The following is a 23,791-nucleotide window of genomic DNA, read 5'->3' as shown; positions in this document are numbered from 1 at the left end:
TTTTTATTCCTCCAAAGTTTTAGCATTTTCGCCCAACGTTTTCATATTTTTTACTTTAACATAAATAATACAATTAGTTGCAGTCATTGTTACTGTAGACGGTATTATTAAGGTAGAACCTCAAATTGCAATTTCAAGAGTATCAGCACCTTCTGGTCACATTACTGGTAATGTTACTGAAAGTATTCCAAATATCAAGAAAAAAAGATTAGCAATATTATAAATAATATAAGTTGATAAGATTATATGTTTAGTTTCCTTAGTTTTTATTGTTTTTATTGCTTGTGGAATAAATGTTATAATAGACAATATTCCGGCTAAATAACCTATAATTCCAATAAAAGTTTGCATTTTCATCCTCCATTAAATTTTAAAAATTGGAATGGCAACACTTTTTAGGACTATTTTTTGGTAGACACTTGTTCTTGATATTTGATAGGAGTTAAGTAGTTTAAAGTGCTGTGGATTCTTATGTTGTTGTATCAATTGATATAATCAAATAATTCTAATTTTAATTGGATTAATGATGTAAAATTTTTATCATTAATAAATTCTGTTTTGAAAGTTTTAAAAGTTGCTTCAGCAACAGCATTATCATAAGGACAACCTTTTTTGCTTAAAGATCGAGTAATATTGAATGCTAATAAAAGATTATTAATAATTTTATTGTTAAATTCATTACCTCGATCACTATGAAATATTTGGATATCTTTTAAACAGCGATTTGATTGCATAAATGCTTGATATACTAGTAATGCATCTTTTTTAACCAACACTATGTCCAATAATTTCTCGGTTAAATAGGTCTATTAATAGGCAAATATAGTTTCATTTACCATTAACTTGAACGTAAGTTAAATCACTAACAATAACTTCATTTTTAACCCTATTATTAAAGTTTCTTTAACAAGATTGGTTATTTGACTATTATTGACTTTATTATGATGATTTTTGAATGATAATTTAGTGTATTTTGATATTAAATTATGCTTATTCATAATTTCTTTAATTTTTCTGCGTGATAAATAAATTTCTTGGTTTTCTAAAATTTTTTTTAATCTTCTAGTACCATAAACTTCTTTATTTTCTTTAAAAGCACTAATAACAGCTTCATCATACATATTATTTTTGATTTTATTTTCTTTTTTCTTTAAGTTAAAATAATATGTTGATTTAGATATTTTCAAAAAACGACACATTGTGCGAATTTTATATTTAACTTTATTTTTAGCAATAATTTCTACTTTCTGCCTATTATTAGTGCTGCTTGCTTTAAAATATCATTTTCCATTCTTAATTGTTTTAATTCTTTTCTTAATTTAATTAATTCATTTTCTTCAACAGAACGATTATCTTTAGTTTTAAAACTACCTGAATTAGTAAATTGCTTAATTCAATTATAAGTAGCTGCTCTTGTAACATTGTACTCTTTAGCAAGACAAGACACTGACTTACCGCTTTGATATAAAGCTACTATTTGTTTTTTAAATTCATCTGAATATGAGTTAATATTGGCCATAATTATACTTCCTTTCTTTTCACTAATTTGTTCACTTGTCTACGTAATTAGTGTCCAATAAAGTGTAACCCATCCAAATATCTTAGTAGTTTTTTTAAAACTACTAATATACTTATTTCTTGTTTTATTAAAAACAACATTATTTTACTTTTAATCATTTAAAATAGAAAGTGTTTAGTTAATATTTTTTCAAATAAATCTAAAAAAATGAAAAATAATTTATAATAAAAAAATAAAAAACCACTAAAATAGTAAAAATTTATTTAAAATAAAATAATAAATTTAAAAAATATTAGTTAAAAATTAAATAAAATTTTAATTTTAATTTTACAATAAATATAAAATTATGAAATAAATTCGCCTTTTTATAAAAAAGTGAATTTTTTATTGTATATTCATTTTTTCAATTATAGACTTAAATTAAGATTTACTTAGAATTCAAAAATAAACAATAAATAATAATTTTTCAATTAAAACTATATTCTATAAAAAAATAATTTGTTATCAATTTATATTATTAACAATATTTTTAATATTGTCATAAATTTAACTTATCATTTTATTTTTTATAAATTTACAAACTAATTTAATGTTCTTACACCATTTCATATTTTTTTAAAATCCTAAATATTATAAATATAATCTATGTTGTAAGTAAATCTTAAATTATGGGAATATATAAAAAAGTATTGGAGTTAAAAATGAAAAAAAATAATTTTATTTATGCGAGATATGATAAAGAAGATAACTGTTTAGGTGTTTATGACACTATGGAAGAAGCAATATTAAAAATTTACCACATTGATAAAACTAATAAAAAACGCTATTATCAAGCCTATAATAATATTTATCGTTCTTATCAAAAATATAAAAATAATTTTGGAAATGTTGTTTGTTATGAAGGTTTTTGATTTAAAATACCACTAAATGAAAATGGCTATTAAAATTAAAAAAATAAAATAGTTATACTATGAAATGGTTAAGGATACTTAATAAAAATATTTTTTAATTTTATAGTTAAAACTCAATAAATTAAAAAACCATTACTTTGATTTATAAATATTTATTTTATTAAATTTTTTCAATTATTTCTTTAGTTTAAAACTTTAATTATTAATAAGAATTTAAATCATAATATTTAATATTTTATTATTTATAAGTTGAAAAAATCTGAATGTTAGTAAACTAAATTAACCTTTACTAACATTCTTTTTTAGATTTAAAATTTTTTATATATTTTCTAAAAAACAGAATACTTAATCATTTTTTATAAAACTACTTTTTTATTAGACTTCTTTTACTCATTGATTAGGTACTACTGAAAAACCAATAGTATTATTACCAGTATGTGTTTTTAAAATATTACATAATGGTTCAACTTTATATTTGGTAAATCCTCTATTTTTTACTTTTTTAATTGCTTCATCAATAATATCTTTTCTACATCAACCATCAATAATATATATTGTTTCTTTAGTAACGTCTTTAATTTTAGTAATAATATCTAACATTTCTTCCATAGCTTTACTTAAGGTTCTAACTCTACCAATATTATCAATTGTTTCTTTACATCTTAAAATTGGTTTAAAACGTAAAAAATTACCAATTCTTGCTTTACTCATTGGTAATCTACCACCACGAGCCAAAAATTTTAAATCATTAGGAGCAATATAAGATTCATAAGTCTTACGAAATTTATTTAAAATTCCTAAAATTTCAGGAATTTTTTTTCCATTTTTAACAAGAGTAAAAGCAATTAAAACCATAAATTTTAAAGGTATTGAAGCAGCACCTGTTTCTAAAATATGAACTTTATTTTTATATTTTTCTTCTTTTTGTAAAACTTGTGAACTTGCATATTGTCCTGAAGCATTATTAGCAATTGGTAAAAATAAAATTTGATCATATTTACTTAAAGCATTATCTCAATATTGTTCAAGTTTACCACGACTAGTTTGACTAGTTTTTAAAATACAGTGTTCATCAATCATCTTTTTACGAATTGTTTCGCTATCAATATCAATGTTATTATCATCATAAGCATTTTCTCCTTCAATAATATTTAAAGGAATAATTATTATTTCAGGATATTTTTTCATATCTTCAACGGTAAAACCAGTAGCTGAATCACTTACAATTCCAATTTTCATTTTGTTTGCTCCTAACCTTTTATACTAATAAATTATAGTAAAATTATAACAAATTTATTTTACTATATATCGTTTTAATTTGAAAAAAATATAAAGTGACTATAAACTTATTAGTAGTAAAAATAAAAATGGTCTTAATTATTGAGTAATTAAGACCATTTTTTAATTACTTTTAAGTTAAATAAATAATACGATCAGCAATAATTTCTGTATAGTAAAAATCATTAGCTTTATTAGCAAATGTTTGAATTCTACCTTTAATACCAATAATTGCATTCTTTTTTAATAGTGTTTTTAATTCCTCTGTATTAGCTATTCAAGTTTTAATAGTGATAAAATCAATTTCAAATTGATTTTGACGATTTTTAAAAGGTCTTTCAACAGCCATTATAAACTTGGTTCATTTTGTTGGAATTTGTTCTCTGGTTGGTATTATTTCTGGTTCATTCATTAATTTACCTACTAATACAACATTATTTATCATTTTAACACCCCCTCTTATTTGATAATTATAAATTTAGTTCATAAATAAAATATCAAATTATTTTATTTATGAATAAAAGAAAAAATAAATTAATTCAACAAACTTAAATATTAAAATAAGACTAAATAAAATAATTTATTAATTAACACAAAAAGAACATTGTCAACTGCTCTTTTTGTAAAATATAATTGTGTTAATATAGTTTTTGGATGGGTTACACTTTATTGGACACTAATTACGTAGACAAGTGAACAAATTAGTGAAAAGAAAGGAAGTGGATGGGTTACACTTTATTGGACACTAATTACGTAGACAAGTCAACAAATTAGTGAAAAGAAAGGAAGTATAATTATGGCCAATATTAACTCATATTCAGATGAATTTAAAAAACAAATAGTAGCTTTATATCAAAGCGGTAAGTCAGTGTCTTGTCTTGCTAAAGAGTACAATGTTACAAGAGCAGCTACTTATAATTGAATTAAGCAATTTACTAATTCAGGTAGTTTTAAAACTAAAGATAATCGTTCTGTTGAAGAAAATGAATTAATTAAATTAAGAAAAGAATTAAAACAATTAAGAATGGAAAATGATATTTTAAAGCAAGCAGCACTAATAATAGGCAGAAAGTAGAAATTATTGCTAAAAATAAAGTTAAATATAAAATTCGCACAATGTGTCGTTTTTTGAAAATATCTAAATCAACATATTATTTTAACTTAAAGAAAAAAGAAAATAAAATCAAAAATAATATGTATGATGAAGCTGTTATTAGTGCTTTTAAAGAAAATAAAGAAGTTTATGGTACTAGAAGATTAAAAAAAATTTTAGAAAACCAAGAAATTTATTTATCACGCAGAAAAATTAAAGAAATTATGAATAAGCATAATTTAATATCAAAATACACTAAATTATCATTCAAAAATCATCATAATAAAGTCAATAATAGTCAAATAACCAATCTTGTTAATAGAAACTTTAATAATAGGGTTAAAAATGAAGTTATTGTTAGTGATTTAACTTACGTTCAAGTTAATGGTAAATGAAACTATATTTGCCTATTAATAGACCTATTTAACCGAGAAATTATTGGACATAGTGTTGGAGTTAAAAAAGATGCATTACTAGTATATCAAGCATTTATGCAATCAAATCGCTGTTTAAAAGATATCCAAATATTTCATAGTGATCGAGGTAATGAATTTAACAATAAAATTATTAATAATCTTTTATTAGCATTCAATATTACTCGATCTTTAAGCAAAAAAGGTTGTCCTTATGATAATGCTGTTGCTGAAGCAACTTTTAAAACTTTCAAAACTAAATTTATTAATAATAAAAATTTTACATCATTAATCCAATTAAAATTAGAATTATTTGATTATATCAATTGATACAACAACATAAGAATCCACAGCACTTTAAACTACGTCTCATAATTTAACTTACTTTCTTGTTGTCTCATTGCTTTATTTAAAGCAATATCTAATATACAATTTGGACAATAATAATTTTTAGTATATAAGTTTTGTAAAACTCTTTTGGGACAAACAACTTGGTCACAAAGTTTACATATATAAATTGCTAAATGAAATGCTTGTTCACATGAACAATTATCATTTTTAGCCATAATTTAAACTTAACTCCTAACATATTAATAATTATTTAAAATTACCCTTTTAATAAATAACTATTTTCAATTAGAAAGTTTTTTAATATTACCGCTTAAATCAAGTTCAAGTGAATAAAAATTACCAACTTTTAAATCAACAGTAGATAAACAATTATTAAAATCACTAGCAAATTCTGGATTATATCATTTATCACGTGTTTGACCAGTTGGCACACTTGTTTGTTTATTTATTTCTACAAACTTCAAAACATCAAACTTCAATGTTTGACCTTTATTATTTTTATCGGGAATAATACGCCCTTTTTCAATATTAACTAACTGTACTTTAAACATAAAAAAATACTTAACCTCCGTAATTCATTAAATTAAAAATTTAATAAGTTAAGCATAGTAGGGTAAACCTATACTTACAAAAATATTATAACATAAAAAATAAAAATACAATAAAAAAAACGAACACTAGTAAGAATTACGGTAATTACTAGTATTCATTAACCATTATATATATATATATATATATATACAAGTAAAATTATAGAAAAATTAAGGTTTTTTTCTAATGTAAAACTTTTTTCTTAAAATCTATTTTTTCAACTTTATTCCCAAAAACTTTCTCTGTCCAAGTCAAAACATCTTTATCTCTTTGAATTAAATAACCGATTTCACTAGTCCGTAAATATTCTTTATACGATAAAGCACTTAAATATACATATCGTTCATAATCTTCATACTCTTTAAAATAATCATTAACAACAGTACTTTCAATAATCCCACCAATCATAACAGTATCACCATTACTATCTTTTTGAGTTTTAAAATAAAATACATTTGTTGCATTAAAACTTGCTTTAATTATATCTTGAATTGTAATTTTTTTAATACCACGAACTACAATAGGATTTTTACAATTACGACTAAAAGAATATGCTTTTATGCCTACATCTGTTTGATTTATAGATTTAACATCATCTATTGCTTTTGTAACATATTTTCCTAAATATTTAATAACAAATTCATTTGTACCTTTTTTAACTACCTTTAAATCATTAAAACCATGAGTTCATCATTCTGCTAACATACTTTTGTGTATCTTTCTATTAAAAATTATATGAAAATGAATAGCACCACGTGACTGATATTCATAAACATAAAAATATTTTAATTCTCCTAAATGTTCAAAACGTTTAGGGTCATTTCATCATCTCTTTAATTTAAGAAAAAATAAACGAATATCTTTTTTTGCTTTTTTAATATCTTGCATATTATCTTTATAAGTTAAAGTAACAAAACTTAACATTTTACTATCATAAAAATTATGTAATGCTTTTTGTATCAAATTAGTTTTAGTACGAAAAGTATTATTTCTTAATTTCTGTTTATTACCAACATAACATTTACCTTTTTTATTTCCAATATTATTTAAAAAAGAAATAGGTAAAACTACATTTTTAACATAACAAGCATAAAAAATCTTTTTAACATAAAAATCTTGCTGAATATCCATATATAAAACTCCATAATTCTAGTTTTAAAAACTAATTTTATATATTTTAATAACAAACAAATCTTAACATAAAAAATTATAAAAGCAAACATAAACAAAAACGATACTTAATCAAGTATTATTTTATAATAAAAACTATATAAATCAACTAATTAGCATAAAGTATTACAAATATTACTATTTATATATATAAAAATATATTTTCATCATTCATTAAATAAAGGTCATATATGACCTTTATTTAATTATTTATGTTCAGTTTCGTTTTTATTTTAAAATTCTGATTTTGCAACTGGTTTGTTTTTATTTTCTTTAAAACAATTTTGTATAACGAAAAATGAATTTTGTTCAAATTTTCCTATGTTTGGCCTTGTGTTTTTCTTTTGATTTAATTTTACAAAATTATCAATATATAAACCTAATTCTATTTTATTCATTTTCTGTTTTTAATTTTCTTTTAACTTATTAAACATTTGTTTTTACTCCTATTTCTTTTTGAATAACTGCTGATTTAATAGTTTGTTTATAGATAGATTTTGGTTGAAATTTCGGTGAGTAATGTTCATTCATTTGTAAAGTCTGACCAGTTTTAGGATTTCTAACAGTTCTTGCATTCTTTTTAACAATCATGAATTTTCCAAGATTTGAAATATCAACAAATTCACCAATTGAATTTTTAGCAATAATTATTTCTGAAAGTTTATCAACACAGTTTTCAATATCTTTTTGATTCAAATTAATTTCATTACTTATTGCTTTTACTAATTCTTTTTTATTCATAACTATCCCTCCAAAAATTTTAATTTTTAATTATTTTTATCTTATTCTTCTTCTTTTTTAAGAATCTCACGGTTAGGATTTTGTTCAGCTATTATTTGTTTATAAATTGTATCACGATATTTTACACAACCATCAATAACATTTTCTAAAGGATTTTGAGCAATACGTACTTCAAAGATATCTCCTTCATATTTTTGACGAACTGGTTTTATACCAGATTTATTAGATTTAACTTCAATGAAGTATTCTTTAGATAATTCTTCTTTAATAAATTCATCTATTTTTTTAATATAAGCTCCACCACCACAAATTGTGATTCCCTTACCTTTTTTCTTTAAGTCACTAACACTTCCAGAAGCTTTGTCTCCGACAGTTCTTAACACTGTTCTAATTGCAGGAATAACATGTTCTCTAAATTGAACTTGCATAACACTTTCACGAATTTCTTCGGGTGTAATTTCAATAGTTTTAGAAATTGACATTGTTTCTCCGGGTTGAGATTCCAATCTAGGTAATGAAATACCCGAAATAGTATACGGTTTTTCATTTTGATATTTCATAAGTGAACCAATGTTTTTGAGAACATCTTCAGCTTCTTTTGTTCCAATTTTTATAGCATGTTTTTTAGCAATGTATTCTTGAATTTTTTGTGTTAAAAAATCTCCAGCACAATGTGTTGTATATGAATATAAAATTGAATCATTATTAATTACAGCAATATCAGTACTTCCTCCACCAATATCAATACACATAATTGCTGTTCCAAAAATATCTTGTCCCGAACCTAGCGCTGCCATTTTAACTTCTTCTTGTACAAATCCACGCAGTGCTCCTAATTGATGAACAATATTTTCTAAAGCTTCTCTTTGTATTGTATTGATTTCACTTGGTGTAGCCATTAATACAATCAAGTCACGTTTTTTATCTATTTTTTCTAGTGCTTTAAAATTTTTTATCGAATTATTATCTTTTTGTTTTATATTTGTAATTTCAAGTCTGAAATCTTGAAAAATTTTAACAAGAATACGCTGTAAAGCATCGGGATCAGCAATATTACCGCCACGAACTGGACGTTTAATAATAACATTTTCATTAGTTTTATCCATCAATGCTTTTGCTTCTTCACCATAAATAATTATATTCTTTTCATAATCTTCAGCTAAATATGTTGGTGCATCATACCTAAGACCAGTATTAATATATCTAGCTTTAAAATTTTCAGTCCCAATATCTAAAGCTAATCACTGATAATCATTTATAGATTTAAGCTTATTACTTTTCTTAATTTCTTTTATTTTTTTAAACATTTTTATTCTCCTTTTCTTTTAACTAATTTGTTCACTTGTCTACGTAATTAGTGTCCAATAAAGTGTAACCCATCCAATATTTTAAATCCTATTTTTTCTTATTATAATTTTACATGATTTAAAAATTTATTTGGGAGATTGTCAAAAATCCGGAATAAATTAATTTATATCGTCTTATTATAAATTTAGACAAGAAATAATTTGGATTTTTATGAAATTGTATTTAAATAATATAATTTTTTTAAATTTATTGCAACTAAAATACTTATAATTAAGTTTGTTAAATGCTAAACTTGTAAAGTAAAATTAAGGAGATTTTAAAAATGAAACTTAAAAAATTACAGTTAATAACTGTATTGTTATTTATTTTAACTATTTTAATTATGATTATTGGACTATTATTACTTAGTTTATTTCATGGAAAAGAAGTAGTAACTGTTAAAAATAATTATTTATTTAAAAATTCAGAAACTTTAACATTTGAATATAATGGTTTTACTTTATGAAGTAAATATAGTTGATATTACATATTAACCAATAATAATATTTCTTTTAAAAATTTTGGAAGTTGTTATATTATTGATAATTATTATAATTATCCTTTATTATGGTTAAAAATTGCAGTTATTTTTTCTACAATTGTAGTTCCAATTTTTGTGTCTATAATTTTGTCATTAACATTCTTAATTATTGGTTTAAAAAGAAAAATAAAAAATAATAATTTTTGAGATGCTATTGCAAATTGTGAAATAATCAGTAATTACTACATTCATTAAATTATGTTTCTAAATTTATCTTAGAACCTGTTTGGAATCTTTTAAACATAATTAAAATAAAAAAGGGAATAATTATTTCTAACCTGACAGTTAATTAACATTTTATTTTCTTTGTCATTTTTTTGTTAAAAAGATTTTATCATTTGACAACTTATCGATTAAAAATTTATTTTTCAACTATAAAATAACATTTATGATATTAATTTAATCAAAAATAAGTTAAAAAAGATCCTAAACAGGTTCTTAGAACCTGTTTGGAATCTTTTAAACATAATTAAACTAAAAAAGAGAATAATTATTTCTAACCTGACAGTTAATTAACATTTTATTTTCTTTGTCATTTTTTTGTTAAAAAGATTTTATCATTTGACAACTTATCGATTAAAAATTTATTTTTCAACTATAAAATAACATTTATGATATTAATTTAATCAAAAATAAGTTAAAAAAGATCCTAAACAGGTTCTTATTACATTTAAAAATAACCATTTTAATGTCAAGTTATAGGGACTACGTCCCTCGCCACTACGTGGCTCACCCAAATTATAGTCCCAGTAGGTTCACTGGGACTATAATCATTTTTATTTATCTTTATTTTTAAGTTTATCTTTCTTCTTTAAAATATTATCCAATTTATCTAAACCAGCAGATTTAATATCACTATAAGTCATATCAATGCTACTTGCCTCTTTAAGGTATTTCTTAGGTGACAATTCACTTTTAAGTTCATGTACATAATGTAAAGCCCTAGAATTGTACCTCTTTAACCAATGTCTAGGAAAAAATAAAGTCATAGTCATTGCTTCACCATTATAACTTGGAGGCATAATGCCTCTTTTAATCATTTTCTTTGTTCTACGACGTGAAAACACTACTTTATTATAATCCTCAATATTCGTATATAAATTAATATTAAACACAACAAAAAATAAAAAAACACGCATTCTTTTGACTTGAACAACATACTCTACTTTTTCTCTTGCTTGTACTGGTATTCTATTAGGATGTTGTTCAATCAAATACATTGTACCATTAAACATATGACCTATTAACTTACAAAATTGTCCTAAACTTTCTTGTTGATTTTTAAACTGCATTCCTAAATCATTAGAATTTATCTTTAATGCTAATTCATCTAAAATTATTAAATCTTGTTCTTCAAAAGCATAATTACTTGCTAACTGATTAAAAGTAAAAACATCATTATAATTAACCAAATAAGAATAACCTTTTTTTAATTTAATAGGAAAAGGACTAACTACTCGTTTTTTATGAGAACAAGCAAGAGCAGATTTACCAGTACGTGGTGGTGCTGAAATAATATAACTACCAACTCGTTTTAAAATTTTAACATTACGAATATTTATACAAATTGGATAAATAATCATAATCAAACCTATAACTAATAACACATAACCATATCAAGGCATAATAAACTCCTAACCTATAATTAAACTAATTGCTCTAACAAATAATCACAAAGGTATAATATTTTCTATTCCACTAACAATATCAACATTTAAATCAGTACTAATAGTATCTGAAAAAATATGACGTAATAAACTATCTGTTGTAAAAAGAAATTGTCTTAATGGCTCCACCGGTAAAACTTTACCAACAACACCATAAAGTACTCATCTAAAAGCATTACGTAAATGACCAAAAACATCATATCAACTAACACGCTCATACTCAGGGTTAAAAGGACTATTTGGCGGTACTGGTGTTACTTTCTCACTTGAAAAAATATTAATTTGACCAAAATTTAATTGTGGTGACATATAAGAATATGAATCACCGTGAACGTCAAAAAATACTCTTAAATGTTTTAAATTTGGTACACGAATAGGCAAAGTAACAAAATTATATAAATCTTGTTAATAAATATCATTATCCACTTTACCTTTAAAAACATACTTTGTATTACCAACATAATCTAAAAAACTAAAAGTAAAATTAGCAGTAAAAGTTTTAAAACGTTCATATTCAAAATAAAACATAAATCCTTGAATATAAAAACTCAAAGGTTTATCAATTTCAAAATTTAACTGTGTTTGAAAATTTATAACTCTCCTATCGTTATTAACAAAATTCAAATGATTAGTATTCTTTTCTGAAACATAATTATGATTAAACATAATACGTGAAAATTCATCCAATTGTTTTCTATTAAAAGTATAAACGCCAGACCCCATATTTATCTGTTGTTTTGGAACACCAACTGTATCACTATAATAAGAACATATATAAGTACCCTGATTACCAATATATTCACCACTAACTAATTTTAAATCCGGTTGGTCAATGTCAAAATAAGCAGAATTTCATGGTATTGTTGCTCAATCATTAAAATCATTATACTTAACGTGTTTAATCATTTCTTTTTTAATATCATAATTAACAACATTAGGGTCATTTGAAACAATTAAACTAGTGGGTGCTTGAACAGAAGTATTTACAACAAAAAATAATTTTGCAAACTTAAATCACATAATTATTTACCAAATAAACATTTTAAAATTCACCATGAACCATAAAACAAAACAAATCCAATAAAAAACTGTGTACCATAAACTACTAAATTTCATAAAATAGTAGTAAAATCGGTAATGTTTAGTAATCTGTGTAACTTACAAAAATAACTATGTTTAATTAATTCTATAATAAACCTAGAAAGAGTGAATTACAGATGGCTAAAAAGCAAAATATTAATAATAATGATCCAATATCAAAAGCAGTAGATTTATTATTAGAACCTGTTTGGAATGTTTTAAACATAATTAAACTAAAAAAGGGAATAATTATTTCTAACCTGACAGTTAATTAACATTTTATTTTCTTTGTCATTTTTTTGTTAAAAAGATTTTATCATTTGACAACTTATCGATTAAAAATTTATTTTTCAACTATAAAATAACATTTATGATATTAATTTAATCAAAAATAAGTTAAAAAAGATCCTAAACAGGTTCTTAGAAAATACTGAAGATTTAACAACAGTTTTTAAAGAGGGAGGTTTGTATAAAGAATTAACAAAAAGATTAGTAGAAAAAATGTTGAATTCTGAGATGCAAAATTATTTAGGATATGATAAGAATCAACATAGTAATAGTGACAATGCTCGTAATGGTATAAGTTCAAAAAAATTAATAACTCAACAAGGTAAAATTGAGATTGATGTACCACGAGATCGCAATAGTAATTTTAATCCTGTAATAATTGCAAAAAGACAAAGAAGATTTGATGGTTTTGATCAACAAGTTCTTTCTTTATATGCAAAAGGTATGACATTATCAGATATTAGAATGCAATTACAAGAGTTATATCATGGTGCTGATATTAGTGAAAGTGTTATTAGTCAAATTACTGATGATGTTATTGATGATGTAAAAGCATGACAAAATCGACCATTAGATAGTATTTATCCGATTGTTTATTTTGATTGCATAGTAGTTAAAATACGACAAGATAAACGCATTATTAACAAATCTGTGTATATAGCTTTAGGAGTTGATTTAGAAGGTAAAAAAGATGTTTTAGGCTTATGAATTAGTGAAAATGGAGGTTCTAAATTTTGATTAGCCAATTTCACAGAAATGAAAAATCGAGGCTTAAATGATATTCTTATTGCTTGTAGTGATAATTTAACAGGAATGTCAGAAGCAATACAATCAGTTTATCCTAAAACAGAACATCAATTATGTATCGTTCATCAAATTAGAAATAGTTTGAAATATGTCTCATATAAGCATAGAAAATCTCTAGTTGCAGATTTAAAACCAATTTATACTGCATGTAGTGAAGAACAAGCAATGCAGGCTTTAGAAACATTTGAAAATAAGTGAAATAAACAATATCCTCAAATTGCTAAATCTTGATATAAAAATTGAGAAAATTTGATAGTTTTTATTAGTTATCCAACAGAAATTAAAAGAGTAATTTATACCACAAATGCTATTGAATCTGTTAATAGTCAATTACGAAAAGTTATCAGAAATAAAAAAGTTTTTCCTAATGATATGGAAGAATTGAAAATATTTTATTTAGCAATTGAAAATATAACAAAAAAATGAACAATGCCCATTCAAAATTGAAATACAGCAATTGCTCATTTTATGATAAAATTTGAAGATAGAATTAATCTTAACTAGTACTTTGTAAAACAAAGATACACAGATTTCTAAAAAGCCTCAATATTTTTAATATATTTTAAAATTTCACTACCTTTAATACTTTCAATATCTTTTGTAATTGATTTTTTACCTAATTTATAATTAAAATCTTCAATTATTTTTAATGTTATTTTTTTATTATTTTTATCAAAAGTAGTATCTTTAATTGGAAATCATGTTTCATATTCACCAATTTCTAATAACATACCTTTAGTTGTTTCTCTAACTTTATTTTTAATATCTAAATTAACATTAATCATTACGAATCCTTTCTACGTATAAGCCTTATCACCTACAGTGATAAAAGGCTTATTACTACTAACTAATTATCTAATCTACTACGTAAGGCTTATGCTACTGTAAGTAGCAAAGCCTTGGAGGGTAGGGGTTCTAGGGGAAGGGAACCAAAATTTCTGAAATTTTCAAAGAGTAACACAAAAATTACTATTGGTTAATTCCAACACAATAGCCTAAATAATTTTTTATTTAGTTATGTAATAATTAATTACTTTAATAAAGTGCTGGTTTAATAAAATAATTAATTATAATTGTTCAACAATTAAAAATGAGAGTTTTATCTCTCATTTATATTTTTATTAAATCGTATCCAAGTTTGCAATGCGCCCTAAATAAAACCAATTCACAATCAATATAAAAATAAAATAAAATTATTAAAGATTGAAATTGAAATTTTTAATAATTTTATTTTTTATTATTTAATTCAAAGTTTATGTTTAGATTAACTACTAAAATTTATTTTCTTCTTATTTTATAGTATGATTTACCTATAAACTTAATTTTTTATTATAAAGGAGAAATAATAATGAATGTACTAAAAACATATGAGATTTGAAAAAAGCAAAACTTACCGCAACACTTAAAAAAACAATTAACTACAATGTCTAAAAGTGAAATTGAAGATGCTTTTACTACAACTTTAGAATTTGGTACAGCTGGCATGCGTGGTATTACTGGAGTTGGTACCGGCAGAATTAATGAAATTATTATTATGAAGGCAACTGTCGCATTTATTCAATATTTAAAATCTGCCTTTTCTGAAAAAGACTTACTTCGTGGTGTTATTATTGCTCATGATAATCGTCACTTTTCAGCAGAATTTACAATGTTAACAGCAAAAACTTTAGCTAAACATAAAATTCCTGTTTTTTTATTTAAAAATAATGATTTAAGACCAACACCAGTACTTTCATATAGTATTAGAAAAGTTAATGCTCTTGCTGGAATTGTTATTACAGCCAGTCATAATCCTCCTGAATATAATGGTTATAAAATTTATGATCAATATGGCTGTCAATTTCTTCCTAATGTTACCAATATAATTAGCAATAAAATGGAACAATTGCCTGATGATTTTCAATTAACATTCGATTATGATACTAACCTAATTAAAGAAGTGCCTTCAACAGTAGAAGATAATTATCGTGACGATATTAAAAATTTACAGTTTTATCAACAAGTTAAAAATCGTAACTTTAAAATTGTATTTTCTAATCTACACGGTACTAGTCGTGAATGAGTTAAACCAATTTTAGAACAATGCGGTTATGAAATTATTTTAGTAACAGAGCAAGCTAACTATGATCCTGATTTTAAAGGTGTAGTGTCGCCCAATCCCGAAGTAAAACCAACATTTGATTTAGCAATTAAACATGCTAAAAAACATGATGCACCATTAATTATTTTAAATGATCCTGATGCTGATCGCATTGGTATTGCTGTAAAACATAATAATGATTATGTATTATTAACAGGTAATGAAACAGCACCAATTTTATTAGAATATTTATTAAGCCATTATCAACTTAATAAAACAATGCCAAAAAATCCTGTTATGTACAATACATTTGTTACTTCAAATTTATCTGATATGATTGCTAAATCATATGGATGTCAAGTTATTAAAACGTTAACTGGTTTTAAATGAATTGGTACAGAAATGCTAAAAGAAAAAGCACGTAACATTAACTTTGTTTTTGGTTTTGAAGAAGCATATGGTTATGTTATTAAAGATATTACTCGTGACAAAGATGGTATTCAATCAGCAATAGTAGCAGCAGAAGCGGCTTGATATTATCAAAAGTCACAAAAAACATTAGTTGATGTTTTAGAAAATATTTATCAAAAATTTGGATATTATTACTGTTATACTGTTAATCTTATTTTAAAAGGCAAAACAGGACAAAATACTATTAATAATATGTTAGAAACATTAAGAACTAGTAAAATACCAACACTTAATAATATTAAAACAATTAAAGTTGAAGATTATCAAACTGGTTTACATGGAATGCCATCGCAAAATTTACTAAAATTTTACTTCAGTGATGGTTCATGATTTGCTGTTAGACCTAGTGGAACTGAGCCAAAAATTAAATTCTATTTTGTTTGTGTTGATAAAACCATTAATGATGCACAATTAAAAATGAGAAAAATGTATGAAGAATTAGCTATCAAATATCTAAATATCAAAGATATAAAATGATAGAAAGGAACTAAAAAATGACTGTAATTAAAGATATTAAACCTAATAATGTTTTAAGTTTAGTAGTAATTATTAATCGAGTAATTCAAGGTGTTGCTTCTAACAATACTAATTATTTAAACTTACAATTACAAGATAAAACTGGGACAATTTCAGCAAGAATTTGAGACGTAAGCAAAGAAACTATTGAACAATTAACAATAGGACAAGTAATTAAAATTGAAGCAAATAGCATTAATTATAATAATGAAATACAACTAAAAATTAATAATTGAACTATTATTACTAATCCTAGTGAATATTATGATTTATTACTTACACAAGCACCAATTAATATTATTGAAGCATGAACTGAAATTAGTCAAACAATAAAGGAATTTAAAAATCCAATTTTAAAAAAAGTATTAATCCAATGTTTTAATAAAAAAAATATTGATGATTATAAGAAGTGACCAGCAGCAGTTAAAATGCATCATGCTGTTCAAAGCGGTTTATTATGACACTCAGTAACAATGTTAAGAATGGCAAAACAAGTAGTAGCACTTTATAATGATCGTAATATTAATAGTGAACTATTATATGCAGGAATCATTATGCATGATTATGGAAAAATGGTTGAATTAAATAATAATCCTATTAGTTCATATACACTATCAGGTAAAATGATTGGTCATATTTCATTAGGCGCAATGCAAGTTACACTCGCTTGTAAAGAATTAAATATTAACTTAGAAGAAGAAATCGTAGTTTTATTACAGCATCTAATATTAGCTAGTCATGGTAAATATGAATATGGTTCACCTGTCTTACCAAAAACAATAGAAGCTGAAATTTTACATCATTTAGATAACTTAGATGCAAAGATCTATGCAATTGATGAAGCATTGGTTAATATTAATGTTGGTGAATCAACTGCTCGTATTGCAAGTATTGAAAATAGAATGTTCTATAAACATCAAAATTTAAAAGAAAAAAATAAAAAAGTTTAAATAATAAAAACTCTCTTTTAATTAAAAGAGAGTTTATTTTTTATCATAAATTTTAATAAATTAATTTATATTTATTTTTATAGGATAAAAATAACCAGTTTCTGTATTACCATAAAAAATCAATACATTTGCTTCTTTATCTGATTCTTTATCTTTAAATCAATCATTAGGTACTGGCTTTTCATTTTTATCATAAATTTCATTTTCATTTCTAAGCTTATTAAAATCAATTTTTTCTTTATACATACCTTTTAATAAAACTTTAACAGCTAATTCTGAATCTTTTTGTAATTTTTTTAATTTATTTATAACATCTGTTACTGCTTCTTGTTTATTCATTGTTGCTTTAGTTGAAGTTGCTGGTGCTCATGAAGCGAATGGCAAAGTTGTCTTTGCAAAATAATTTTGCATATCAATATCTGAAATAATTGTTTGTTTAGTTATATCAATCATTGTTGAACCTTGATAATTTGGATCATTTGAATTACTACTTATTTTGACAACTATTTTAGATACTTTTTCAAGTTCTTGTTTATTGTTTGTTATTTCTTCATTATTTTCGTTATAAAATTGAAGTTGATAACCAGCAGCTAATGGTATTGACTTAAATTCATCAAAACTATTTATATTACTAATTAATTCTTTATAACTTTTACTTGGATTAGCAATAATGTCTAAACCAGTTAATTGAGTAATAGTACTTAAATCAGTTTTATCAGATTGTTCTTTTATATTTATTTTAATTGGCGCTTGTTGAACCTTGATAATTCAAATCATTACTATTGCTAGTAATAACTATATATAAATCACCAACTTTTTGTAATTTAGTAGTTATATCATTTTTAGCTTCTTTATCACTAAAATATTTAATTACAGGGTTACCTAACTTTGGATTTAAGTTTTTAACTTCTATTGTATTATTTATTAATGTATCTAATTTTTTATTACTTTTATTAACATCTACAGTAATATTTGTTGTTAGTTTAGTAATTTTATCTTTTAATTCTGTTTTTTGTGTTGTGTTATTATCACAAGCAACAACTGATAATGGTATTGGTGTTGATATTGTTAAGATCGATAATAATTTTACTAAGTTTTTCATTTTTTACCTCGCTTAAAAATAATAAGTTAATTTAAAAACCAATAAAGATTTTGAATTAATAATATATGAAAACCAAATATTTTACAATATAACTTTAATATGCAAAAATACTTGTAAATTAAGTTATTTTTTTAAAAAATTTCTTTTCTTTTTTATATATTTTAAAATTATTTTTTAATTAAAAATTATAATTATCTATTACTAGTAAAGAAAATGTTATTAAGTAACGTTTTTCTTTTATTGTTGTCAATATCGAATGAAAATTTCCTAAAAATATTTATCAAAAAATTAAATTATTTTGGAAAGTTACACTGTTAAATAAACACAAATTCCAAATAACCTTTAAAATTTTAATTCCTGTTTTTAATATAGGATTTTTTTGTATAATTTAATTAAACTTAATATAAGTTTTTAACTCATTGCTTTAATTTCAAAGTAAATGAGTTTTTATTTTGAAAGGATGAAAAAATGAATAAAAATTTACAAGAAGAATATGAATGAATTAATAAAGAATTGATAAAAATAATCATTGATAAAAATCAATTTACTCCAGAAATTATTAGTAATAGAGTTAATTTAGCTCAAACTACTATTGTTGATATTAATGAAAATTTAAAAAAACAAAAGATTAGCAAATTTAAAAAAATTAGTTATTTAATATTAAAAATATTTACTTTTGGAAAAATTGATAAAAATAAAATAATTAAAGAAAAAAATGATTTTTTGAGGCTTTTTAGAAATCTGTGTATCTTTGTTTTACAAAGTACTAGTTAAGATTAATTCTATCTTCAAATTTTATCATAAAATGAGCAATTGCTGTATTTCAATTTTGAATGGGCATTGTTCATTTTTTTGTTATATTTTCAATTGCTAAATAAAATATTTTCAATTTTTCCATATCATTAGGAAAAACTTTTTTATTTCTGATAACTTTTCGTAATTGACTATTAACAGATTCAATAGCATTTGTGGTATAAATTACTCTTTTAATTTCTGTTGGATAACTAATAAAAACTATCAAATTTTCTCAATTTTTATATCAAGATTTAGCAATTTGAGGATATTGTTTATTTCACTTATTTTCAAATGTTTGGATGGGTTACACTTTATTGGACACTAATTACGTAGACAAGTGAACAAATTAGTGAAAAGAAAGGAAGTATAATTATGGCCAATATTAACTCATATTCAGATGAATTTAAAAAACAAATAGTAGCTTTATATCAAAGCGGTAAGTCAGTGTCTTGTCTTGCTAAAGAGTACAATGTTACAAGAGCAGCTACTTATAATTGAATTAAGCAATTTACTAATTCAGGTAGTTTTAAAACTAAAGATAATCGTTCTGTTGAAGAAAATGAATTAATTAAATTAAGAAAAGAATTAAAACAATTAAGAATGGAAAATGATATTTTAAAGCAAGCAGCACTAATAATAGGCAGAAAGTAGAAATTATTGCTAAAAATAAAGTTAAATATAAAATTCGCACAATGTGTCGTTTTTTGAAAATATCTAAATCAACATATTATTTTAACTTAAAGAAAAAAGAAAATAAAATCAAAAATAATATGTATGATGAAGCTGTTATTAGTGCTTTTAAAGAAAATAAAGAAGTTTATGGTACTAGAAGATTAAAAAAAATTTTAGAAAACCAAGAAATTTATTTATCACGCAGAAAAATTAAAGAAATTATGAATAAGCATAATTTAATATCAAAATACACTAAATTATCATTCAAAAATCATCATAATAAAGTCAATAATAGTCAAATAACCAATCTTGTTAATAGAAACTTTAATAATAGGGTTAAAAATGAAGTTATTGTTAGTGATTTAACTTACGTTCAAGTTAATGGTAAATGAAACTATATTTGCCTATTAATAGACCTATTTAACCGCGAAATTATTGGACATAGTGTTGGAGTTAAAAAAGATGCATTACTAGTATATCAAGCATTTATGCAATCAAATCGATGTTTAAAAGATATCCAAATATTTCATAGTGATCGAGGTAATGAATTTAACAATAAAATTATTAATAATCTTTTATTAGCATTCAATATTACTCGATCTTTAAGCAAAAAAGGTTTTCCTTATGATAATGCTGTTGCTGAAGCAACTTTTAAAACTTTCAAAACTGAATTTATTAATGATAAAAATTTTACATCATTAATCCAATTAAAATTAGAATTATTTGATTATATCAATTGATACAACAACATAAGAATCCACAGCACTTTAAACTACTTAACTCCTATCAAATATCAAGAACAAGTGTCTACCAAAAAATAGTCCTAAAAAGTGTTGCCATTCCAACAATCAATACGAATCACTTGTTTTACCATTAATTTCTCACTTAGAAGAACAAGGTGTTGTTTTTCACTATGAAACAATAGTAAAAAATATTATAATTTCAGAAAATGAAAATAAAGAAAAAAATTGCAAAAAAAATCATTTTTCAAAAAAAGAATAAAGAACAACAAATAATATTAAAAGAAAACGATTTCGTTTTTGTAACTAATGGCAGTATTACTGAAAGTACAACATATGGTGATCATAATACTCCAGCACCAATTAGTGAACAACTCCAATTAGGTGGAAGTTGAGAATTATGAGAAAATTTGGCAAAGCAAAGTAAAGATTTTGGAAAACCAGAAAAATTTTATGCAAATTTACCAAAAGAAAATTGATTTATCTCAGCAACATTAACAACTCTAGATAAAAAAATAGCACCTTATATTGAAAAAATCAGCAAAAGAGATCCGTATGCTAAAAAAGTTGTAACTGGTGGAATTGTTACTGCTATCAATTCAAGTTGAATTTTAAGTTATACCTTAAATCGTCAACCACACTTTAAAAGCCAATCAGATGATCAATTAGTTGTTTGAATCTATGGATTACTTTCAAATAAAGAAGGAGATTATATTAAAAAAAGTATTACTGAATGTTCTGGCATGGAAAAAGCTCAAGTATATAGGGGCTTTGCCCCTAGTTGCTTCGCAACTCACCCCAGCGGGGCTAAACCCCGCGGCCAACCAACCAAGGTTCTGGTTGGCTTCGACCAATAATATAGGTTTATTCTATTTTAAAATTTTTCTTATTTTTATTAGAATGCTTATTTCTATAATAACAAGTACGACATACAGTATTTTCAGTTTCTTTCTTTTCAGTTTGTAATATATTATCCAACTTATCTAATCCTACTGCTCTAATATCATCAACAGTAAAATCTAATGCTTGTGATTGTTCATAGTCTTTAACAGTACTTAATTCACTCTTTAACGAATGAATATAATTTAAAGCACGACTATTATATCTTTGTAAATAAGACCTAGGAAATCATAAACTAAAAGTCATAGTTTCACCACTATAACTAGGTGGTAATCCACCACGTTTAATTATTCGCTTTGTTTGTCTTTTAGATAATACAACTTTATTATAATCATCAACATTAGTATAAATATTTAGTTTAAACTTAACTAAAAATAACAAAATACGCATTCTTTTAACTTGCACAATATATTCAACTTTTTCACGTGCTTGTTTTGGTATTCTATCAGGATGTTGTTCAATCATATACATAATTCCATTAAAATTATGACCTATTAATTTACAAAACATTCCTAAACTTTCTTGTGTTTCTTTAAATTCGGGTGACAAATCATTACTATTAATTTTTAAACCTAATTCATCAAAAACAAGCATATCATTCTCTTTAAAAGCATAATTACTATTTAATTGATTAAATTTAAAAACATCATCATAAGAACAACGATAACTATACTCATTACGTACTTTAATAGGAATAGGACTTACTACCCTACCCTTATGTTTTTGTGCTAAACAACAAGCAAGAGCAGATTTACCAGTACGTGGTGGTGCTGAAATTATATAACTACCTACACGTTGTAATATCTTTATATTTTTTCTTGTTATCAAAAACGGATAAAGTATTATTAATAATAAAATTCCTAAAAGTAAATAACCATATCAAGGCATTATTTAACCACCTTACTTTTATTTTTAAACTTATTTTTAAACTTATTTTTAATTCAAAAACAAAACTCTACAAAATATGAACTTAAAATAAAGGGAAAAATAAAATCAAAAAAGAGAATTAAAAATTTTGAACCAAAACTAGCATTTTCAAAAAATAACTTTAATTTGTCTACATCAAAATCAAAAAATAACGCAGTAAGCGATGATATTAAAAAACAAAAAATAACTCCACTACAAATTTCAAATAAATCTTTCTTTTTCATAATAAACTCCTAACCAACTAAAAATCCTACTGCTTTTAAAAATACTCATAAAGTTAAAACTTGTTCTAAACCACTAGTAAAATCAACATTTAAAACAGAACTAATAGTATCATCAAAAATACGTCTCAATAATCCGTCAAGTTTAGCAAAAAATTCTCTTAAAGGTTCAACGGGTAAAACTTTACCAACAACACCATAAAGTACTCATCTAAAAGCATTACGCAATTGACCAAAAAAATCATATCAAATAACTCGTTCATAATTAGGGTTAAAAGGACTATTTGGGGGTACTGGATTAATATCTTTGGAAGAAAAAATATTCATCTGACCAAATTTAAGTGACATTGACTTTTGTGGATTTCCAATAGTAGAAAGAATATCAAAATCAACAGTTAAATATTTTAAATTTGGAACACGAACTGGCATAGTAATAAAATTATAAATATTTCTTGAACAAAACTGACTATCAATTTCTCCTTTAAAATCATATTCTGTATTACCATCATAATCCAAAAAAGAAAATCTAAATGTTGAACCAAAATAAAGAAAATTTAAAAAATCAAAATAAAACATAAAACCTTGTATATAAAAACTCAAAGGTTTAGAAATTACAAATT

Annotated in this window: 29 protein-coding genes and 2 pseudogenes; 11 read left to right on the top strand and 20 right to left on the bottom strand. The window is 23.6% G+C overall.

The window, feature by feature from the left end:
- Positions 1 to 3: 3 nt before the first annotated feature.
- Both ACXUB0_RS00530 and ACXUB0_RS00525 read right to left on the bottom strand, forming a co-directional pair.
- Entirely contained in the window at positions 4 to 351 is a 348-nt protein-coding gene (locus ACXUB0_RS00530; protein WP_458257402.1) for a SemiSWEET family sugar transporter, read from the bottom strand.
- Positions 352 to 401: 50 nt separating this feature from the next.
- Positions 402 to 1,519 (bottom strand): annotated as a pseudogene (locus tag ACXUB0_RS00525) (IS3 family transposase).
- 701 nt (positions 1,520 to 2,220) lie between these two features.
- Here ACXUB0_RS00525 and ACXUB0_RS00520 point away from each other — a divergent pair.
- The gene (locus ACXUB0_RS00520) at positions 2,221 to 2,463 is read left to right on the top strand and encodes a hypothetical protein (RefSeq protein WP_458257401.1); all 243 of its coding nucleotides are present in this window, start codon (positions 2,221 to 2,223) and stop codon (positions 2,461 to 2,463) included.
- 342 nt (positions 2,464 to 2,805) lie between these two features.
- Here the strand turns inward: ACXUB0_RS00520 and ACXUB0_RS00515 are convergent, their stop codons facing one another.
- On the bottom strand, positions 2,806 to 3,669 hold the full coding sequence (locus tag ACXUB0_RS00515) for a DegV family protein (protein ID WP_252319596.1): 864 nt from the start codon (positions 3,667 to 3,669) through the stop codon (positions 2,806 to 2,808).
- A 172-nt stretch (positions 3,670 to 3,841) separates the two neighbouring features.
- Positions 3,842 to 4,153 carry a single-stranded DNA-binding protein gene (locus ACXUB0_RS00510; protein ID WP_338957442.1) on the bottom strand — a complete coding sequence of 104 codons (312 nt, stop codon included), beginning with the start codon at positions 4,151 to 4,153 and terminating at the stop codon, positions 3,842 to 3,844.
- Between the two features lie 351 nt (positions 4,154 to 4,504).
- Here ACXUB0_RS00510 and ACXUB0_RS00505 point away from each other — a divergent pair.
- Positions 4,505 to 5,589 (top strand): IS3 family transposase gene (locus ACXUB0_RS00505; RefSeq protein ID WP_458257400.1). Its coding sequence is split into 2 segments (ribosomal slippage): positions 4,505 to 4,748 and positions 4,748 to 5,589, totalling 1,086 coding nucleotides; the frame shifts between segments, so codons are not numbered across the junction.
- On the opposite strand, the gene ACXUB0_RS00500 is transcribed toward ACXUB0_RS00505, so the two are convergent.
- The 6 genes from ACXUB0_RS00500 to ACXUB0_RS00475 form a co-directional block, all read right to left on the bottom strand.
- Positions 5,577 to 5,780 carry a hypothetical protein gene (locus tag ACXUB0_RS00500; RefSeq protein ID WP_458257399.1) on the bottom strand — a complete coding sequence of 68 codons (204 nt, stop codon included), beginning with the start codon at positions 5,778 to 5,780 and terminating at the stop codon, positions 5,577 to 5,579. The genes ACXUB0_RS00505 and ACXUB0_RS00500 overlap by 13 nt on opposite strands.
- 60 nt (positions 5,781 to 5,840) lie before the next feature.
- Positions 5,841 to 6,116, bottom strand: coding sequence for a hypothetical protein (locus tag ACXUB0_RS00495; protein ID WP_281748222.1), 276 nt, complete (start codon positions 6,114 to 6,116; stop codon positions 5,841 to 5,843).
- Positions 6,117 to 6,339: 223 nt separating this feature from the next.
- A complete protein-coding gene (locus ACXUB0_RS00490; protein WP_458257398.1) occupies positions 6,340 to 7,287 on the bottom strand; it encodes a rolling circle replication-associated protein in 948 nt (315 codons plus the stop codon).
- Between the two features lie 272 nt (positions 7,288 to 7,559).
- Positions 7,560 to 7,724, bottom strand: a complete 165-nt coding sequence (locus ACXUB0_RS00485; protein ID WP_458257397.1) for a hypothetical protein — start codon at positions 7,722 to 7,724, stop codon at positions 7,560 to 7,562.
- A gap of 28 nt (positions 7,725 to 7,752) precedes the next feature.
- Complete coding sequence (locus tag ACXUB0_RS00480) at positions 7,753 to 8,067, bottom strand: HU family DNA-binding protein (protein ID WP_458257396.1); 315 nt, start codon at positions 8,065 to 8,067, stop codon at positions 7,753 to 7,755.
- Positions 8,068 to 8,108: 41 nt separating this feature from the next.
- Positions 8,109 to 9,374, bottom strand: coding sequence for a rod shape-determining protein (locus ACXUB0_RS00475; protein WP_458257395.1), 1,266 nt, complete (start codon positions 9,372 to 9,374; stop codon positions 8,109 to 8,111).
- 323 nt (positions 9,375 to 9,697) lie between these two features.
- On the opposite strand from ACXUB0_RS00475, the gene ACXUB0_RS00470 reads away from it, so the two are divergent.
- Positions 9,698 to 10,150: a hypothetical protein gene (locus ACXUB0_RS00470; RefSeq protein WP_458257394.1), complete on the top strand. Its 453-nt coding sequence runs from the start codon at positions 9,698 to 9,700 to the stop codon at positions 10,148 to 10,150.
- 581 nt (positions 10,151 to 10,731) lie between these two features.
- Here ACXUB0_RS00470 and ACXUB0_RS00465 read toward each other — a convergent pair.
- The 3 genes from ACXUB0_RS00465 to ACXUB0_RS00455 are packed head-to-tail and all read right to left on the bottom strand — an operon-like array spanning position 10,732 to position 12,642.
- Complete coding sequence (locus ACXUB0_RS00465; protein ID WP_458257393.1) at positions 10,732 to 11,580, bottom strand: hypothetical protein; 849 nt, start codon at positions 11,578 to 11,580, stop codon at positions 10,732 to 10,734.
- 9 nt (positions 11,581 to 11,589) lie between these two features.
- Positions 11,590 to 12,003 carry a hypothetical protein gene (locus ACXUB0_RS00460; protein WP_458257392.1) on the bottom strand — a complete coding sequence of 138 codons (414 nt, stop codon included), beginning with the start codon at positions 12,001 to 12,003 and terminating at the stop codon, positions 11,590 to 11,592.
- Positions 12,004 to 12,027: 24 nt separating this feature from the next.
- A complete protein-coding gene (locus tag ACXUB0_RS00455; RefSeq protein ID WP_458257391.1) occupies positions 12,028 to 12,642 on the bottom strand; it encodes a hypothetical protein in 615 nt (204 codons plus the stop codon).
- Between the two features lie 197 nt (positions 12,643 to 12,839).
- Between ACXUB0_RS00455 and ACXUB0_RS00450 the strand changes: the two genes are divergently transcribed.
- A complete protein-coding gene (locus tag ACXUB0_RS00450) occupies positions 12,840 to 12,977 on the top strand; it encodes a hypothetical protein (RefSeq protein WP_458257390.1) in 138 nt (45 codons plus the stop codon).
- A 109-nt stretch (positions 12,978 to 13,086) separates the two neighbouring features.
- A complete protein-coding gene (locus ACXUB0_RS00445) occupies positions 13,087 to 14,301 on the top strand; it encodes an IS256 family transposase (protein WP_458258770.1) in 1,215 nt (404 codons plus the stop codon).
- A 29-nt stretch (positions 14,302 to 14,330) separates the two neighbouring features.
- Here the strand turns inward: ACXUB0_RS00445 and ACXUB0_RS00440 are convergent, their stop codons facing one another.
- The gene (locus ACXUB0_RS00440; RefSeq protein ID WP_458257389.1) at positions 14,331 to 14,582 is read right to left on the bottom strand and encodes a hypothetical protein; all 252 of its coding nucleotides are present in this window, start codon (positions 14,580 to 14,582) and stop codon (positions 14,331 to 14,333) included.
- A gap of 563 nt (positions 14,583 to 15,145) precedes the next feature.
- Between ACXUB0_RS00440 and ACXUB0_RS00435 the strand changes: the two genes are divergently transcribed.
- Together ACXUB0_RS00435 and ACXUB0_RS00430 are read left to right on the top strand one after the other, a co-directional pair.
- The gene (locus tag ACXUB0_RS00435; protein WP_458257388.1) at positions 15,146 to 16,828 is read left to right on the top strand and encodes a phospho-sugar mutase; all 1,683 of its coding nucleotides are present in this window, start codon (positions 15,146 to 15,148) and stop codon (positions 16,826 to 16,828) included.
- A 14-nt stretch (positions 16,829 to 16,842) separates the two neighbouring features.
- Positions 16,843 to 17,814: a 3'-5' exoribonuclease YhaM family protein gene (locus tag ACXUB0_RS00430; protein ID WP_252318981.1), complete on the top strand. Its 972-nt coding sequence runs from the start codon at positions 16,843 to 16,845 to the stop codon at positions 17,812 to 17,814.
- A 60-nt stretch (positions 17,815 to 17,874) separates the two neighbouring features.
- On the opposite strand, the gene ACXUB0_RS00425 is transcribed toward ACXUB0_RS00430, so the two are convergent.
- On the bottom strand, positions 17,875 to 18,591 hold the full coding sequence (locus tag ACXUB0_RS00425; RefSeq protein WP_458257387.1) for a hypothetical protein: 717 nt from the start codon (positions 18,589 to 18,591) through the stop codon (positions 17,875 to 17,877).
- The gene (locus tag ACXUB0_RS00420) at positions 18,554 to 18,916 is read right to left on the bottom strand and encodes a hypothetical protein (protein ID WP_458257386.1); all 363 of its coding nucleotides are present in this window, start codon (positions 18,914 to 18,916) and stop codon (positions 18,554 to 18,556) included. Before ACXUB0_RS00420 ends, ACXUB0_RS00425 begins: the two co-directional genes overlap by 38 nt.
- 468 nt (positions 18,917 to 19,384) lie before the next feature.
- Here ACXUB0_RS00420 and ACXUB0_RS00415 point away from each other — a divergent pair, with 468 nt between their 5' ends.
- Positions 19,385 to 19,690, top strand: a complete 306-nt coding sequence (locus tag ACXUB0_RS00415) for a hypothetical protein (RefSeq protein WP_458257385.1) — start codon at positions 19,385 to 19,387, stop codon at positions 19,688 to 19,690.
- Here ACXUB0_RS00415 and ACXUB0_RS00410 read toward each other — a convergent pair.
- Positions 19,683 to 20,012, bottom strand: a pseudogene (locus ACXUB0_RS00410) (transposase); the annotation flags it as partial. The gene ACXUB0_RS00415 and the pseudogene ACXUB0_RS00410 overlap by 8 nt on opposite strands.
- Positions 20,013 to 20,083: 71 nt before the next feature.
- Here ACXUB0_RS00410 and ACXUB0_RS00405 point away from each other — a divergent pair.
- The 3 genes from ACXUB0_RS00405 to ACXUB0_RS00395 all read left to right on the top strand — a co-directional run bounded on the left by ACXUB0_RS00405 (position 20,084) and on the right by ACXUB0_RS00395 (position 21,980).
- Positions 20,084 to 21,204 (top strand): IS3 family transposase gene (locus ACXUB0_RS00405; RefSeq protein WP_458257384.1). Its coding sequence is split into 2 segments (ribosomal slippage): positions 20,084 to 20,360 and positions 20,360 to 21,204, totalling 1,122 coding nucleotides; the frame shifts between segments, so codons are not numbered across the junction.
- The gene (locus ACXUB0_RS00400) at positions 21,176 to 21,385 is read left to right on the top strand and encodes an oleate hydratase (RefSeq protein WP_458258769.1); all 210 of its coding nucleotides are present in this window, start codon (positions 21,176 to 21,178) and stop codon (positions 21,383 to 21,385) included. The genes ACXUB0_RS00405 and ACXUB0_RS00400 overlap by 29 nt, the downstream gene beginning before the upstream one ends.
- Positions 21,333 to 21,980, top strand: coding sequence for an oleate hydratase (locus ACXUB0_RS00395; RefSeq protein WP_458257383.1), 648 nt, complete (start codon positions 21,333 to 21,335; stop codon positions 21,978 to 21,980). Before ACXUB0_RS00400 ends, ACXUB0_RS00395 begins: the two co-directional genes overlap by 53 nt.
- 7 nt (positions 21,981 to 21,987) lie before the next feature.
- On the opposite strand, the gene ACXUB0_RS00390 is transcribed toward ACXUB0_RS00395, so the two are convergent.
- From ACXUB0_RS00390 to ACXUB0_RS00380, 3 genes are read right to left on the bottom strand one after another with little or no spacing between them, the layout of a single operon-like run.
- Complete coding sequence (locus ACXUB0_RS00390; RefSeq protein WP_458257382.1) at positions 21,988 to 22,911, bottom strand: hypothetical protein; 924 nt, start codon at positions 22,909 to 22,911, stop codon at positions 21,988 to 21,990.
- Positions 22,911 to 23,174, bottom strand: coding sequence for a hypothetical protein (locus ACXUB0_RS00385; protein WP_458257381.1), 264 nt, complete (start codon positions 23,172 to 23,174; stop codon positions 22,911 to 22,913). Before ACXUB0_RS00385 ends, ACXUB0_RS00390 begins: the two co-directional genes overlap by 1 nt.
- A 9-nt stretch (positions 23,175 to 23,183) precedes the next feature.
- Positions 23,184 to 23,747 carry a hypothetical protein gene (locus ACXUB0_RS00380; RefSeq protein WP_458257380.1) on the bottom strand — a complete coding sequence of 188 codons (564 nt, stop codon included), beginning with the start codon at positions 23,745 to 23,747 and terminating at the stop codon, positions 23,184 to 23,186.
- Positions 23,748 to 23,791: the final 44 nt, after the last annotated feature.

It is taken from the genome of Spiroplasma endosymbiont of Dactylopius coccus (assembly GCF_977110965.1).
The sequence above is the reverse complement of the archived record's forward strand: the minus strand, read 5'-3'. Positions and strand labels throughout refer to the sequence as shown.